A 15,445-nucleotide genomic window follows, 5' to 3' on the forward strand; every position below is an offset into this window, starting at 1 on the left:
TACGGTCCTTACGCTTCCATCCTCAAGCCCGTCGGTACGATCAGCCCGGGATGCTCCGTATCTGTGCATGGGGAAGCGTGCTGCCTGCAGCGGAGTGAACCGTAACGTGCAGGTGATTGCAGTCAGCCTTTTGAGGCTCCGGTCATTGCAAATCCCTTTGACATATAGTTTTGTGAGAAGAAATATAAAACAAATACAGGAAGCATATAGACAATGGAATAAGCCGCCAATTGTCCGTAGATAACCTGTCCGCGTTCCCCAAAGAAACGGTAAATATTCACGGCAGCCGGTATTTTCTCTGTGGACTGCAGCAAAATCAGCGGTACAAAAAAGTTTCCCCAGCTCCCCACAAACGTGAACATGGCAACTGTAAATAATCCGGGAAGCATCAGCGGCAGCACCACATGTATCATACTCTTGACTGCGGACGCACCGTCAATCCACGCCGCCTCCTCCAGATCAACGGAAACCCCGTCCAGAAAATTTTTCATCATCCAGATGCCATAGGGAAGCCCTGATGCTGAAAGGAAGATAATAGTTCCCCCCAAGGAATCAACCAGTTTCATCATAATAAACATCTGATAAACAGGCACCATCACCGCTGTGATGGGAATAGAGGTCAAAAACAGCATCCCCATGGTGATCTTCTGTCCTGTCTTCAGCTCATATCTTGACAGGGGATATGCTGCCAGCAGGGAACACACCAGAACAATACCTGTCTGTACAACAGAAATAAACAAACTGTTCAGGAAACCCCTCTGGTTTTTGGCATCTGTGAGGATAACCCTGAAATTTTCAACACTCATATGCTTCGGCACTGCGAACGCCTGACTGGCTTCCGGATTAAATGCAGCAAATACCAGCCACAGGAGTGGAAGCAAAAATGCGCCTGCAATTATCAGCAAGATCATATAGGGAATGATTTTCTGTACGTTTTTCTTGTTTTTCTTCATGATGCTCCCCTCCTAATTGCCGTCGTTTGCACGAATCAGCCTGATATATACAAGACTCAGCAGAATCCCGATCGCCAGAATAAAAAGGGCAATGGCCATACCGTATCCTATCTGATATGCAATGAACGCTTTTTGATACATAAATATAGAAAGTGTTGTTGTCATAATAGCCGGTCCGCCTCCTGTCATGGCAAACACAAGGCCAAATGCGCCCAAGGTAGACAATGTCACGATCACGAATGTGGTGGCCATAGTGCTTTTTATCATGGGCAGTGTGATCCTGAGCAAGATCTGGAATCCATTGGCACCGTCAATTTTAGCTGCCTCCACAATATCATCTGATATATTATCCAGGGATGCCTGGAACATCATCATGGAATAGGCCGACCCTTTCCATATATTTGCTATGACAACACAGGCCATGGGAAATGTAAAGAGCCAGGAAACCGGCGATATCCCGAAAATACCCGTGATCTTATTCAATGTACCTGCATCGGCAAAAAAGGAGCTGAACATAAATGCCGCGATCACTTCCGGGGTGATCCAGCCTGCTACTACTGTAAAGCCGACAAATTTCCGAACCAGTCTGTTTTTCCCTCTCATGAGAGATGCCAGCAGAAATCCCAGACACTGCTGCCCAATAATACCTGAAAACACCAAAAATACCATGGTATTCTTTAATACAGTAAGAAGTTTCGGGTCTTTGAAAATCTCAATAAAATTCCTGAACCCCACAAATTTCATTGCCTGTGCGGAACTCCCCGTCAGTGAAATGTCCGTAAAAGAAAAAAAGACAGTCATGATCATGGGGCCTATGAAGAAAACGCCAAGCAGTAAAATTGATGGGGAGAAAAAAAGTGCTGTCTTCCATATCTTTCGTTTTTCTTGATTTCTTGTTCCAACCATCCTCAGTCTCTCCTTTAAAGATTCAGCTTGGAGCAATGCTCCAAGCTGAATGTAGATCCTTTATTTATAACTATTCAGTGCCTTCACAGTTACAGGCAAAAATCCATGCAGAATGGCCTTCGGCAATGGGATTTTTGCTTGGCTGCGGTACGCTTTCTTACGGTCAGCACAGTAAATGCGCTGACCTACTGAATAGTTTCCTTTATTTCACAGTCACGTTTTCCTCGCCCACAATTCGTTTCATCTCTGACTCAAAAGTAGCTGCCGCATCATCCGGACTTGCGCTTCCCATGGCAATGCTCTCCACCACCTCTGTAAACATGGTTGTCAGAGTGGAATATCCCTCTACGGACGGTCTGAAATGTGCATACGGCAGCATCTCGCCGGCCTCTTTTACTACAGACATTTTCTGTGATAAGTATGTTTCATCCTCCATGACGTCTTTACGCACGGCCAAGTCACCTGAGAACATGGCGTATTTAAGCTGGCAGTCTTTTCCTGCAATGAACTTCAGAAGTTCTTCCCCGCCGGTTTTATTATTGGCATTCTTGGGAATCGCCCAGGTCCAGCCGCCGGACATGGTGCTGAAACCGTCACCGCTTCCGTCATATGTGGGAATCTTGGCAACCGCCCAGGTATCAAGACCTTCCGGCCATTCATAGGTCCTTCCCTCTCCCCAGTTTCCGGGTACCCAGCTTCCTGTGAAGATCATGCCCAGTTTTCCGTTTTTCATATAATCACTTACAAAAAGGTCTTCCACTTTCTGCTGTGATACAATACTGAGAGGTGCACCGATCTTCTCCACATTGTAAACATCATTTACAAAATTATAGACCTTCAGTAAATTCTCTTTATCAACAACCCATTTCTTTGTGTCAAAATCATATAAAGTTCCGCCTGTTCCCGAGTAAAGCTCCTGGAAGGTTCTCATAGAAGTCTCCTCAGGTGAGGTTTTGGATGCATACAGGAAAAATGGGATAAATCCTTCGCCTCCAACCTCTTTCAGCTTTTTGCCGGCCTCAATGATCTCATCCCAGTTCTTTGGCTGGAACGGAACAGAAACCCCTGCTTCCTCCATCAGCTTCTTGTCATACCAAAGACACTGGGTATCCGTGGAAAACGGAACCCCGTACTGCACACCGTCAGCACCTTTGGCGCCGTCCAGGATAGCCTCCTCAAACTGGCCTGCATCCTCCCAATTCTTCATGAATTCATCCAGCGGTTCCAGATAACCGGCCTCCGCATCGGACATGATCATGAACCCATCCTCGGTTATCAGATCAGGAGATGTCTCTTTTGACTGCATCATCATTGTGATTTTTGTGTACATGTCAGAGCCATTGACGATTTCAATGATCTCCACTTTCTTTCCCGGATTCTGCTTCTCAAACTCATCTGCCAGCCCTCTGTAAAAATCAACACGGTCTGCCCCCACAGCCATCTTGATCACATCAGACTCAGCGGAACTGCCGCCGCTTTCCTCTGTCTCTGCTTTTTTTGTCTCATCTGCCGGTTTATCGCCCCCGCTTCCGCATCCAATCAATGATACACACATCATCGCTGCCAACAGACCTGCAATTTTCTTTTTAAACATAAAAATACCTCCTCCTTTACACAAAGACCAGCTTTTTGGTCTCTCTTTTTGATGAGTACATAGTAACATCGTTTTACTATAAAGTCAATTTATTTTACTATATAATGTGCAATTCGACCTTTTTCACATTTTTTTATCAAATTATTTGTGCACTTTTTCCATTTCGCAACAACATTACAGTCTCATAAGTAAACTCTCCGTACTATTGCCTTTTATTAACATCTATACTATAATGAATTTAAGAATACAAAGTCACTATGCATTTTGGGGTTTTATGTTTCTTTTCTACCTGCTCTCCCACAAACGCAAAGTCTGATCTCTGTAACTGTTCCGTAGATCTGCGTTTCCTGCGCTGACCGCAGGAAAGCATTTTGCATCCAGGCAAAACGCCCCTCACCAATGACGATTCTGTACGGATTTTTGCCTGTAACCGTAAGGGTGCTGAACAGCTGCAAATTTACTATATAAAGGCGGTATTATATGATGGAAAAAACCGGATCAAATATCCAGGACGTGAAATCGAAAAATAGAATGCTTGTTTTAAAGCATATAGCAACAAGCAGCGGAATATCAAGAGTTGATATCGCCCGGAGTACCGGGCTGTCAAAAATGACGGTAGGCAACATTGTTACAGAACTGCTCAGCTCCGGTCTGGCAGAAGAGACCATAAATGTTTCCAATAATACTTCTGCAAGTTACGGACGCAGGCCTATCCTTCTTACTCTGGCCCAAAACTCCCCCTGTATCTGCGGAATGCTGATCAAAAGAAAGCTGTTTCAGATCATTCTTTCTGATTTGGGCGGCAGGATCTTTAAACAGGTGGATTACCCTTATGACACCCTTAACAGCTCAGAAGACCTGCTTCAGATTTTAACGAAAGCTTATACGGAGTGTGCAGAAAGCACGAAACGGCGTATCATTGCAATTGGTATCGCTTCCCTCGGGCCATTGGATTCCTCAAAGGGTATCATACTGAATCCCCCTTATTTCTATGGCATCGAGAACCTGCCCATTGTTTCTATCATCAGGGAGGAGACCGGCCTGCCTGTATTTCTGGTGAATGACGCCACAGCAGGGGCTTTTTCAGAAAAATTGTTTGGCTCCGGCACCTCTATATCTAATTTTGCTTATCTTCATATTATGAATGGGATCGGAGCCGGGTTTATTTTGAATCATGCTCTATATGACGGGGATTCGGGTCAGAGCGGCGAGATCGGCCATACCTCTATTAATTTTGACGGCCCCCTCTGCGCCTGCGGCAACCGGGGATGCCTGGATCTATATGCCAACCTGGATAACCTGCAGCAAAGGATAAAGGAGCTTGCTCCCTTTTACCCCAACTCTCCCTTATCCATCCCCAAGACACCCGGCTGGCTGGACATTGTATCCTGCGGCAATCAGCAGGACCCTCTTGCAGTCACCGTGCTGGAGGAATTCTGCTCCTACATCGCCTATTCCCTCAGCAATACCCTGAATCTGCTCAACCTCTCCACCATCATCGTGGGGTATGATTCTGATGGAACCAACACCATCATCGAGGATCTGCTGTATCACAAACTCTCCAGGATCACCCTGACAGCCAAATTCAATCCTCTTTCCATCCTCCACTCCACATTCGGAGGCAACGCCCCGCTCATTGGCTCCGTAGCCCTTGCAGCGGACAAGGTTTTCAGCGGTCATCTCACACTGCTGGAACTGGAGACACTATAACGCATAAAAGGCGCTGTACAGCAAGGAATACGCAACACATATTCCTTGCTATACAGCGCCTTTCATAAGCCTTGGCCGCTACATCCTTCTGCGCAGGAAGGAGAGCAGGATCAAAACTGCCACAATAGGGAGTACCACCGGTAACAGCGCACTGACAATACTGATGATCAGAGCGATCACACCCACCACGATCAAGATCCCCAGTGCCAGATGCACGGTTGGGTTATTATGCATCTTTTCCTGCACATGGTGGAAACCACTGCCGGAGTTCTCGCTCCCACTCTGGCTGTAGGAGGTCTGGTTGTATGAAGACTGGCTCCCGTGCCCTTCCTGGTGACCAGTGCCGGACGCACCGGAAGTCTCCAGGATCGTGCGGGCGATCAGCCGGGGATCTCCCAGGCGCCCTGTCACCTCCGCCTCAGATGCGCCTTTTTTTATCTCATCGCTTATATATTGGTCGTAATATTGTACATGTCCATTTACCACATTTTGAGGAAGCTCTGAAGCGAGCGTTTCCCGCAGTACCTCTAAAAATTCTCGTTTGCTCATGGCATCAAAATCCTTTCCTGTTATACCGCCATCTTATCATATCTTTCCCAAAAAGTAATGATAATTCATTAAAATTTTTATTAAAATAAAAGAAAAATCCCCATGTCCCTGCCTAGGGTAATATAAAAACACCCTGGGGAAACTGCATCAACAGTTCCCCACAGGGTGTCCTCAATTCTAACTTAATACGGAACCAAGCGCTCCATATCCCAAAAAGCACATGATGATCGTGGCTATACAGAGTCCCAGCAAAATGGCGGGAACGGACTTTTTCAGATCCACTTCCAGAAGAGATGCGATCAAAGCTCCTGTCCATGCTCCGGTTCCCGGCAGCGGGATCCCCACGAACAGAACAAGTCCCCAGAACTCATATTTTTTAATCTTGTCACTCTTTCCCATGGCCCTTTTTTCCAGCTTAACGATCAGAGGGCGAAACACTTTTGTCTTCTTCAGCCACTTAAAAATCTGTCTGATAAAAAGCAGAATGAACGGGATAGGGATGATATTCCCGAGGATACAGGCAATGACGGCCTGAAGCATGGGAATTTTCAATACGGTTGCCAGTAAAAGTCCGCCCCTCAGTTCCAGTATGGGAACCATGGAAATCAAAAAGACGGCTGCTTCCGGTGTCAGGAAGGACGGCATGTTTTCAGCAAACCAATGTACTACGGATTCCATTAAAACCTCCTGTTACTTTACCTGGAATTCTTCAGCCAGAGCTTTGAAGCCAGGCATAGAATTCATGATTGTTTCGTAGGATACACAGTAAGCGATCCGCACATAACCGGGGCAGGCAAAAGAAGATCCCGGAACGATCAGGATATTGTGCTTCTTCGCCGCCGCACAGAAGGCCTTCTCGTCCTCCACCGGGGATTTTACGAACAGGTAGAATGCGCCTTCCGGCTTTATGCACTCAAATCCCAGTTCTTTCAGTCCATTATATAAGGCTTCCCGGTTACGGTTATAAAACGGTACGTCTACTTTGGCATCCAGACACTTTGCGACAACTTTCTGCATCAGGGACGGAGCATTGACATATCCGAGAATACGGGTAGCCACGTTCGCTGCTGCAATTACATCCTCAGCATCACTCACTTCATCCGGAATCACCAGATATCCGATACGCTCACCCGGAAGGGACAAGGACTTGCTGTAGGAATAACCAATGATAGCATTTTCATAGTATTTTGTCAAATACGGAACCTCAATCCCATCATATACCAGTTCCCTGTAAGGCTCGTCCGAAATGAGATAAATATCGGTTCCCAGCTCTTTTTCTTTTCCGCGGAGGATTTCTGCCATCTTCTTGATCGTATCCTCAGAGTACACAACACCTGTGGGGTTATTTGGAGAGTTGATGATCACAGCCTTGGTTTTTGCAGTGATCTTTTGCTCCAGTTCTTCCAGGTTCGGCTGGAATGTCTCCGTATTGGGGCTTACAACCACGATCTTACCGTCATAGTTTGAGACATAGCTGTTATACTCACCAAAATACGGTGCAATGACGATCACCTCGTCCCCCGGGTTCAACAGGGTTTTTAGGATAACGTTCAATCCTCCTGCCGCACCTACCGTCATAATGATATTCTGTTCCCCAAAAGCAGTGCCGAATCTTTTATTAATGGATGCAGCGATGGCTCCCCTTACATCCTCGTATCCGCTGTTGTTCATATATCCGTGCAGCACAACCGGATCTTCTTTCTCCAGCTCCTCATAGACTGCCTGCTTTACCTCCGCCGGCGCCGGGACATTGGGGTTTCCAAGGCTGAAGTCATATACATTCTCAGCTCCGTATTTGGCCGCCATAATTTTGCCTTCCTCAAACATAGCCCGGATAGCTGAACTGTTTTTTACCAAATTCACCATTTTATCTGCTATCATATTATTACTCTTCCTTTCTATGTAGTCTTTCATTCGGATACCTACGATTATACCATTTTCCGTCCGGCAAAATCAACGTTTTAACACATTAAATCAAAAAATTATTTTTTTTACACAAAGGACAGCTTATAAAGGCTGCTGTACAGACCATCTCTCTGCATCAGCTCCTCATGGGTCCCCTCCTCTGCGATCCCGTCGTCAGTCAGGACGAGTATCCTCTCCGCCTTACGGATCGTGGACAATCTGTGTGCAATGACAAAGGTTGTCCTGTCTTTTGCCAGGCTTTCCAGAGACTGCTGTACGATTTTCTCACTCTCATTGTCCAGTGCGGATGTGGCTTCATCAAAGATCAGGATCGGCGGATTCTTCAGGAATACCCTGGCAATGGAAAGCCTCTGCTTCTGCCCTCCGGATAGCTTGACCCCTCTTTGTCCGATATCCGTGTCATAACCATCCTCCAGGCCCATAATAAAATCATGCGCATTGGCGGCCCTTGCCGCACGAAGTACCTCCTCGTCCGTTGCATCCGGTTTCCCATAGCGTATATTCTCCATGACCGTTCCCGCAAACAGATATACATCCTGCTGTACAATACCAATATGATTTCTCAGACTCTGCAGCTTGATATTTCTCACGTCCATGCCGTCCAGACACACGCTTCCGCCGCTCACATCGTAAAACCTGGGAATCAGACTGCAGAGGGTTGTTTTTCCCGCACCGGAGCTTCCCACAAGAGCCACATATTCTCCGGCCTTTACCGTCAGATCCACATGGCTGAGCACTTCCTCCTGGCTCTCCTCATAGTGGAAAGAGACATCCCGGAATGCAATCTCTCCCTTCACATCCCCCAGTTCCACTGCATCAGGTACATCCTTGATATCCGGCGCAATGGCCATGATCTCCAGGAACCGGGAGTAACCACTGTATCCGTTCTGGAACTGCTCTGTAAAGGTGATCAGCTTCTTCACAGGATCTGTAAAGTTATTGATATACAAAAGCACGGTCACCAGGTCCTCCACAGGCATTTTCCCTCTTGTCATGAAAAACGCACCTACCAGAAGCACCGTGATAGTGATCAGGGTAGTAAATGCGCCCATGCCGGAGTTATAGGTTCCCATGTATTTATAACTACGTTTCTTGGAGTCCACAAAACGCTCATTGCCTTTCTGGAATTTCTTCATCTCTTCCTTCTCGTTGGCAAAAGATTTCACCACACGGATGCCGGAAAGGCTGTCCTCAATCTGGGTATTGATATCCGCGATCCGCGCCCTGTTTTCCCTGAATGCTGATTTCATCTTCCTGTTATAAATAAAAGCATAGATAAGAAGGAACGGCACAAACAGGAAGGCTGACAAGGCCAGTTTCGTGTTAATAAACATCAGGATAATAAACGCACCGATAAATTTAATGACAGAGATCACCAAATCCTCAGGTCCATGGTGCAGCAGCTCACTGATGTCAAACAGATCAGAGGTAATTCTGGACAGAAGATGTCCAACCTTCTGGTTATCGTAAAACGCAAAAGAGAGCTTCTGGTAATGTCCAAATATCTCGTTGCGCATATCCCGCTCGATCCTGGCTCCCATAATATGACCGTAATAGGCAATATAATAGTTACAAAATGCCTCCACCAGCACAAGGGCAACCATAAAAATACCCAGCTTCATGATCAGGTCTGTGGCCTCCCGCACAGGCTGGTTCACTACTGTGCTGGTGATATAGCGTACGATCAGCGGAATCACCAGCGTGATCCCCGCTCCTAAAATCGCAAAAAACAGGTCAGAAAAAAACAAACCCTTATAGGGCTTATAATAGCTGACCAGTTTTTTCAGTGTTTTTCCCATCTCTTTTTATCTCTCCTTTTCTTTCTCGTGTCTATTCCGTGTTTTCAGTATGATCTCAGACAACGATTCCATAGGTCTGCGCATTTTCTGCGCTGACCGTAAGAATGCGTTCCGCAGCCAAGTAATGATCCCATTGCCGAAAGCGATCCTGCATGGATCTTTGCCTGTAACTGGCCTGTAACTGTGAAGGTACGAAACAGTTACAATCACAGTATAAAACAGGACACTGTTTTTGGCAATGTCCTGTTTTATAAACTTTTACACAGGGAAACTGTCCCTGAGACATAAGGCTCCATACCCCGTCTGGTTATTGGGATAAGGGCCTCCCAGGAGATGGCGTGCCCCCCTTCGCAGATATGCCTTCACTTTTTCTCCGTAGAGAAACGGATCATTTCCTCTGACGATCCCCCATTCCATCAGCAGAGCCGCCGAACCGGTGACAAAAGGCGCCGCAAATGAGGTGCCGGTCCTGGAGGTATATCCCCCGTTTGGTGCGGCTGTTGTAATATCCACACCCGGGGCAGCGATATCAGGTTTTACCATATTCGTGATCCTGGTAAACCCCCGCCCGGAAAAATCAGCGTAAGCCTGGTATCTGGAATTGTATGCCCCAACCGAGATCACCCTTGCGGCTGTGGAAGGAATGGTAAGGGTTATCTCCGGCACGGGAAATAGGAAACGTGTACCTTCATTCAATGCCGCGCCTCCGGGCATCCACAAATTGTACCTGCCGTCCACAATCCTCCCCGGTATCAGGTTGATTTTCCACACGCCGCTGTCAATGTAAGTATTCTGGGGGATAAAGTCAATGAAAATCTCCTGGGACAGACTGAACGGACTGGGTTTCCCATAATAGATCAGGATCTGGGTGGTCCCCAGATTAAAGCGCTGGGGCCCCAGTATTTCCTGAAACGGCCCGGCCACCTGACCGTTAGGATGCTGAAGGGAAATATCCATCTGGTCCACATACTGTTTCCAGATCTGTATATTCATCCCAGTTTCATAAGCACCGATCTGGAACGAAGCCGCCTGACTTTCCCCCTGCCGGAGAGTCCCTGAGGTGTGCACTGCCTTGTTTCCTTCATTCCCCGTTCCCACGCATATGACTGTCCGCCCAAGATTGGACGCATTGTCCAGATATGCCTCTATGAGAGATTCCCCGCTGTGGGAACCATAATTATTGCCAAAGCTCAGATTCAGCGCGAGCGGCATTCCCATGGCAATAGATTGACGGATGCAGTAGTCAATCCCCTGCATCAGTTCCGTGGTCCTTGGAAATCCCTCCGTCTGAGGTGTCCCCAATTTCACCGCTATGATCTGGCTCTCAGAGGCCACACCTCTGCGCAGCCCCCCGGAAGCCCTGCCGTTACCTGCGGCGATTCCCAGAACGCCTGTGCCATGCCCGCTCAGATCACGGCTTGGGACCGCTGCGTACCGCTCTGCCGCTGTCGGTTTCTGAAGCGCCTCATCAATCTGCTCTTTGGTATACTCTGTTCCAATGACATAACCGGCCGGCGGATTCCCGGGCACAGTCTGGTCCCACAGTCTCAGGATACGGCTGCTCCCGTCTGCATTGCGGAAATCCGGATGGGCATAATCCACCCCGGAATCCACGCAGCCCACAAGAACACCTGCCCCAAAAAGCGGCTGTCCCAATGGTGAAAACCCGCTCTGCACCGGATTAATACAGGAAGCCGCGCGCCCCTGCTCCACCGCGAAAAACAACCGCTTGGGCATTTCAATAAATTCTATCTGGGGATATTCCGAAAGACTGTCGATCTGGTTCTCCGGAACAGAAAGTATGGCAAATCCGCCCAAAAGCTCCACAGCCTTTATCTCCGGGTTCAGCGCCCCCTGCAGACTTCCGGAGTATTTTACAATTAAATCCCACCTTCTCTCTTCCGGCTCAAACCCCACATCCAGTACAAGGGACTTTTCCCGTTCCTGCGGTGTGGCATCCAAGGCCAGATTCAAAAGATTTTCCAGCTTTTGATCCTGCATAACAGCTCCTGGTCTTTGCGGTATCTCTCCATTATATGCAAAAAAGGCGGCCAAAATCTGTCTTTTTTCCAAACAGATTCTGACCGCTCCTTTATATTACGAATTTAGCGCTTTTGATTTGGTCATAACATGGTACGGACCTGCCACGAAGAACACGCCGCCTATCATATTACCGATGGTTACAAATAAAAGATTATAGAAATAACCTCCTACGCTGACTGCTGCATCCCCTGCATTTAAGATTCCAACTGCCAGAATACTCATATTGGCAATACTATGCTCAAATCCGCAGATCATAAATACAAAAATACACCAGAATACCATGATCAGCTTTCCTGACTCGGATTTCATCTTTAATGCGCACCATACGGCAAGACATACCAGGATATTACAGAAGATTCCCCTTACCAGAAGCTGTACAGGTGTCAGAGACATCTTTGCGGCAGCTACCTGTGCAAAATAAGCTCCTATATCACCTTTTGGCACTCCGGTAAGCTGGAAGCCGGCAACACCTAACAGAGAACCTAAAAAGTTTCCGATATAACATAAGATCCATGCTTTGACTGTCTTGCCCCAGGGCACACATCCACTGAAGGATGCACTTCCAAGAACCATATTGTTGCCTGTAAACAACTCGGCACCCGCCATAATAACAAGGCTCAATGCTGCCGCAAATGCAAAGGCCTGCACGGCTTTCAGCATTGGGGACCCCGCTGCGTTCAATGGTGTTCCCAGAGTAAATGTTACAAAACTTCCGAATGCAATGAAAAGCCCTGCAGTGATGGAGGATACCATAAAACCAAAGGTATTGTTCTCCATGAAGTTTATCTTACCTTTCGCCGCATTACAGACTGCACTGAATTCATCAAAATACATATATTTTCCCCCGCTTCTTTCGCTAACGTATGCATACAAAATTCAGGTACGGCTTTAACCGTACCTGATTTCATCTTTATTCAGTTTTCAATATGGAATTTTATTAGAACAGACCGGAGATCTTTCCTGTCTCATCAACATCAATTCTCTCTGCAGCCGGAACTTTCGGCAGACCAGGCATGGTCATGATCTCTCCGGTAAGAGCAACAATAAAGCCTGCACCTGCGGAAATCTTCAGGTTACGAACGGTTACTTCAAAGTCTTTCGGTGCGCCCAGTTTTGTCTGGTCATCTGTCAGGCTGTACTGTGTCTTAGCCACACAGATCGGGCAGTTTCCATATCCAAGAGCTTCCAGCTGAGCAGCCTGTTTCTGAGCATTTGCTGTCAGAACCGCTTTCTTGCCGCCGTAAATCTTCTGAACGATCTGGTTTAATTTGTCCTCAATGCTTCCTTCCAGCTCATAGGAGAATGTAAAGTCATTCTTCTCTTCCACAAGACGTACCACTTCTTTAGCCAGTGCAACGCCGCCTTCACCGCCTTTTGCCCAAACTTCGGAAAGTGCAACATTTACGCCCAGTTCTTTACATTTTGCTTCTACCAGGTCAAGCTCTGCCTTGGTATCGGTCGGGAATGCGTTGATCGCAACAACACACGGAAGTTTGTAAACATTTGTGATATTGCTTACATGTTTCAGTAAGTTCGGGAGACCTTTCTCCAGAGCTTCCAGGTTCTCGTTATTTAAGTCTGCTTTCGGTACGCCGCCGTTGTATTTCAGGGCACGTACAGTCGCTACGATAACAACTGCGCTCGGTGTCAGGCCAGCCATACGGCACTTGATATCCAGGAATTTCTCTGCACCTAAGTCAGCGCCGAATCCTGCTTCTGTAATAGCATAGTCACCTAATTTCAGTGCCATCTTGGTAGCAATGACTGAGTTACATCCATGAGCGATATTAGCGAACGGTCCGCCGTGAACGATTGCAGGTACATGCTCCAGAGTCTGAACCAGGTTTGGTTTCAGAGCGTCTTTCAGCAGTGCACACATAGCACCTTCTGCATGTAAATCATGAGCTGTAACAGGTTTCTGCTCGGAAACTTTGCCATATGTATAACCAACGATGATCCTTCCCAGTCTCTCCTTCAGGTCTGTAATGTCTTTTGCCAGACACAGAACAGCCATGATCTCGGAAGCAACTGTGATATCGTATCCATCTTCTCTCGGACAGCCGTTTGTCTTTCCGCCAAGACCATCAACTACAAAACGAAGCTGGCGGTCATTCATGTCCACGCATCTTCTCCAGGTAATCTTTCTTGGGTCAATGTTCAGGTCGTTGCCCTGATAAATGTGATTATCCAGCATTGCTGCCAGCAGATTGTTCGCTGCACCGATCGCATGGAAATCACCTGTAAAATGCAGGTTGATATCTTCCATTGGAACTACCTGTGCATATCCGCCGCCTGCGGCACCACCTTTTACACCGAATACCGGTCCCAGGGATGGTTCACGGAGCGCTACCATTACATTTTTTCCTAATTTCTGAAGGCCGTCAGCCAGACCTACTGTTGTTGTGGTCTTTCCTTCACCGGCAGGTGTCGGGTTGATAGCGGTAACCAGAACCAGTTTTCCGTTCGGTTTATCAGATTCTTTTAACAGATTGTAGTCAATTTTAGCTTTGTACTTACCGTACTGCTCCAGATATTTGTCATCAATACCTGCTTTTTCTGCAATCTTTGTAATTGGCTCCATTGTGCACTCCTGTGCGATTTCGATGTCTGATTTGAATCCCATGTTAATACCCTCCTTTTCATAGCAATAGCTTTGTCTTCTGCCTGCCACCACTGTCTATGTATGAACCTCTTTGAAAAAAAAGGGCAACATTTGTCAATTACACAATTACAAACGTTGCCCAGACGGTCGGCTCTCACTTACATTTTGACTTCACTGTGGTGCTCCACATTGTAATCCGTCAGAAATCAAAACTATTATTTTGTTATGTCTATAATTTATCACAATTTCCGATTACTGTCAATGCTGTATTATATTAAAAATTCACAACAATATTTCGACAATTTTACTCTATTTTCCAGCGATAAACGCTAATACCTCTTCTTTTTTAGGCATAACACGGAGGGCGCCCTTCTTTGTAGTAATAAGAGAGGAGGCACCATTGGAGAATTCCAGCATTTCATAGAGCTGTTCCTCTGTAAGGCCTTCCATTCCGTGCTCCAGCACATAATTCAGCGCACATGCGCCGAAGGTATCCCCGGCCCCTGTTGTCTCGATTGTATTCTCCTGTAAAAACGGCGCATGGAACACTTCTCTGCCCTCATGGAACGCAGTGCTCCCTTCTTTTCCCATGGTTACATTCATCAGCTTCAGATTAGGATACTGTGCAAGCAGCATATGGGCGCCTTCCTTCACATCCTTGGTTCCGGTCATGAATTCCAGCTCCTCCTCTGAAATTTTCAGCAGATCACATTTTGAGAGGCCGTAGGCGATCTGTTCTTTTGCAAGCTCCATGCTGCTCCACAGAGGGGGACGCAGGTTCGGATCAAAAGAGATGAGAAGTCCGGCCTCCTTTGCAACATCAATGGCTTTGGCAGTGGCTTTGCGCACCCCTTCATGGGTCATGGACAGTGTTCCGAAATGGAATGCCCTGGCTGATCTTATGTATGCTTCATCGATCTGCTCAACATTCAGCATCATATCCGCACCGGGATTTCTGTAAAACGCAAAGTCCCTGTCCCCGTCCTCAAACGTATGGACAAATGCCAGTGTTGTGTGGACCTCCTCGTTCTCATACAGATGGCTGGTGTCAATACCCAGGCTGTTCAGTGTGCTTCTCAGGGATGTACCGAACTGGTCCTTTCCCACAACCCCCAGAAAAGATGTAGTTTTTCCAAGGTTATTCAGCATAGCCAGCACATTACACGGCGCCCCGCCCGGATTTGCCTCGAAGATGGGATTTCCCTGTCCGCTCACACCGTTCTCCGTAAAGTCGATCAAAAGCTCGCCCAGCGCGATAACATCAAAATTCTTATTCATATATGTTCTCCTTGTCCGTTTTATTCTACTGTGAATTATATTCGTTTTGCCTGCTTTACGCAAGTACCGCGGCATAATTATTCAT

At 47.0% G+C, this 15,445-nt stretch carries 12 protein-coding genes and 1 riboswitch; of the genes, 1 reads left to right on the plus strand and 11 read right to left on the minus strand.

What is annotated here, in order from left to right; genetic code table 11:
- Window positions 1-122: 122 nt before the first annotated feature.
- From CI595_RS20620 to CI595_RS20630, 3 genes are all read right to left on the minus strand, one after another.
- The gene (locus CI595_RS20620) at window positions 123-953 is read right to left on the minus strand and encodes a carbohydrate ABC transporter permease (protein ID WP_187144052.1); all 831 of its coding nucleotides are present in this window, start codon (window positions 951-953) and stop codon (window positions 123-125) included.
- A 12-nt stretch (window positions 954-965) separates the two neighbouring features.
- Complete coding sequence (locus tag CI595_RS20625; protein WP_095175507.1) at window positions 966-1,859, minus strand: carbohydrate ABC transporter permease; 894 nt, start codon at window positions 1,857-1,859, stop codon at window positions 966-968.
- Between the two features lie 202 nt (window positions 1,860-2,061).
- Window positions 2,062-3,453, minus strand: a complete 1,392-nt coding sequence (locus CI595_RS20630; RefSeq protein WP_162291934.1) for an extracellular solute-binding protein — start codon at window positions 3,451-3,453, stop codon at window positions 2,062-2,064.
- Between the two features lie 480 nt (window positions 3,454-3,933).
- Between CI595_RS20630 and CI595_RS20635 the strand changes: the two genes are divergently transcribed.
- Window positions 3,934-5,163, plus strand: a complete 1,230-nt coding sequence (locus CI595_RS20635; protein WP_095175509.1) for an ROK family transcriptional regulator — start codon at window positions 3,934-3,936, stop codon at window positions 5,161-5,163.
- 78 nt (window positions 5,164-5,241) lie between these two features.
- Here the strand turns inward: CI595_RS20635 and CI595_RS20640 are convergent, their stop codons facing one another.
- The 8 genes from CI595_RS20640 to CI595_RS20675 all read right to left on the minus strand — a co-directional run bounded on the left by CI595_RS20640 (window position 5,242) and on the right by CI595_RS20675 (window position 15,360).
- Window positions 5,242-5,712 (minus strand): DUF1700 domain-containing protein, encoded by a 471-nt coding sequence (locus CI595_RS20640; RefSeq protein WP_095175510.1) that lies wholly within the window; start codon window positions 5,710-5,712, stop codon window positions 5,242-5,244.
- Between the two features lie 177 nt (window positions 5,713-5,889).
- Complete coding sequence (locus CI595_RS20645; RefSeq protein WP_095175511.1) at window positions 5,890-6,390, minus strand: COG2426 family protein; 501 nt, start codon at window positions 6,388-6,390, stop codon at window positions 5,890-5,892.
- A 12-nt stretch (window positions 6,391-6,402) separates the two neighbouring features.
- The gene (locus CI595_RS20650; protein WP_095175512.1) at window positions 6,403-7,593 is read right to left on the minus strand and encodes a pyridoxal phosphate-dependent aminotransferase; all 1,191 of its coding nucleotides are present in this window, start codon (window positions 7,591-7,593) and stop codon (window positions 6,403-6,405) included.
- A 110-nt stretch (window positions 7,594-7,703) separates the two neighbouring features.
- Window positions 7,704-9,437, minus strand: a complete 1,734-nt coding sequence (locus tag CI595_RS20655; RefSeq protein WP_095175513.1) for an ABC transporter ATP-binding protein — start codon at window positions 9,435-9,437, stop codon at window positions 7,704-7,706.
- A 258-nt stretch (window positions 9,438-9,695) separates the two neighbouring features.
- On the minus strand, window positions 9,696-11,438 hold the full coding sequence (locus CI595_RS20660; RefSeq protein ID WP_095175675.1) for a S8 family peptidase: 1,743 nt from the start codon (window positions 11,436-11,438) through the stop codon (window positions 9,696-9,698).
- A 96-nt stretch (window positions 11,439-11,534) separates the two neighbouring features.
- Complete coding sequence (locus CI595_RS20665; RefSeq protein ID WP_095175514.1) at window positions 11,535-12,314, minus strand: formate/nitrite transporter family protein; 780 nt, start codon at window positions 12,312-12,314, stop codon at window positions 11,535-11,537.
- 103 nt (window positions 12,315-12,417) lie between these two features.
- Window positions 12,418-14,103, minus strand: coding sequence for a formate--tetrahydrofolate ligase (locus tag CI595_RS20670; protein WP_095175515.1), 1,686 nt, complete (start codon window positions 14,101-14,103; stop codon window positions 12,418-12,420).
- Window positions 14,104-14,212: 109 nt separating this feature from the next.
- A riboswitch (ZMP/ZTP riboswitch) is annotated at window positions 14,213-14,299 on the minus strand.
- 92 nt (window positions 14,300-14,391) lie between these two features.
- Entirely contained in the window at window positions 14,392-15,360 is a 969-nt protein-coding gene (locus tag CI595_RS20675) for a carbohydrate kinase family protein (protein WP_095175516.1), read from the minus strand.
- Window positions 15,361-15,445: the final 85 nt, after the last annotated feature.

The sequence above is a fragment of the Blautia hominis genome, from assembly GCA_002270465.1.
In the GTDB taxonomy this organism is placed as follows: Bacteria; Bacillota; Clostridia; order Lachnospirales; family Lachnospiraceae; genus Blautia; species Blautia hominis.

What these genes read in the sequence shown, in the direction of transcription:
- CI595_RS20665 (WP_095175514.1), bottom strand. Translation starts at nt 12,314, where the DNA reads ATGTATTTTGATGAATTCAGTGCAGTCTGTAATGCGGCGAAAGGTAAG.
- CI595_RS20650 (WP_095175512.1), bottom strand. Translation starts at nt 7,593, where the DNA reads ATGATAGCAGATAAAATGGTGAATTTGGTAAAAAACAGTTCAGCTATC.
- CI595_RS20625 (WP_095175507.1), bottom strand. Translation starts at nt 1,859, where the DNA reads ATGGTTGGAACAAGAAATCAAGAAAAACGAAAGATATGGAAGACAGCA.
- CI595_RS20645 (WP_095175511.1), bottom strand. Translation starts at nt 6,390, where the DNA reads ATGGAATCCGTAGTACATTGGTTTGCTGAAAACATGCCGTCCTTCCTG.
- CI595_RS20635 (WP_095175509.1), top strand. Translation starts at nt 3,934, where the DNA reads ATGATGGAAAAAACCGGATCAAATATCCAGGACGTGAAATCGAAAAAT.
- CI595_RS20670 (WP_095175515.1), bottom strand. Translation starts at nt 14,103, where the DNA reads ATGGGATTCAAATCAGACATCGAAATCGCACAGGAGTGCACAATGGAG.
- CI595_RS20630 (WP_162291934.1), bottom strand. Translation starts at nt 3,453, where the DNA reads ATGTTTAAAAAGAAAATTGCAGGTCTGTTGGCAGCGATGATGTGTGTA.
- CI595_RS20660 (WP_095175675.1), bottom strand. Translation starts at nt 11,438, where the DNA reads ATGCAGGATCAAAAGCTGGAAAATCTTTTGAATCTGGCCTTGGATGCC.
- CI595_RS20620 (WP_187144052.1), bottom strand. Translation starts at nt 953, where the DNA reads ATGAAGAAAAACAAGAAAAACGTACAGAAAATCATTCCCTATATGATC.
- CI595_RS20675 (WP_095175516.1), bottom strand. Translation starts at nt 15,360, where the DNA reads ATGAATAAGAATTTTGATGTTATCGCGCTGGGCGAGCTTTTGATCGAC.
- CI595_RS20640 (WP_095175510.1), bottom strand. Translation starts at nt 5,712, where the DNA reads ATGAGCAAACGAGAATTTTTAGAGGTACTGCGGGAAACGCTCGCTTCA.
- CI595_RS20655 (WP_095175513.1), bottom strand. Translation starts at nt 9,437, where the DNA reads ATGGGAAAAACACTGAAAAAACTGGTCAGCTATTATAAGCCCTATAAG.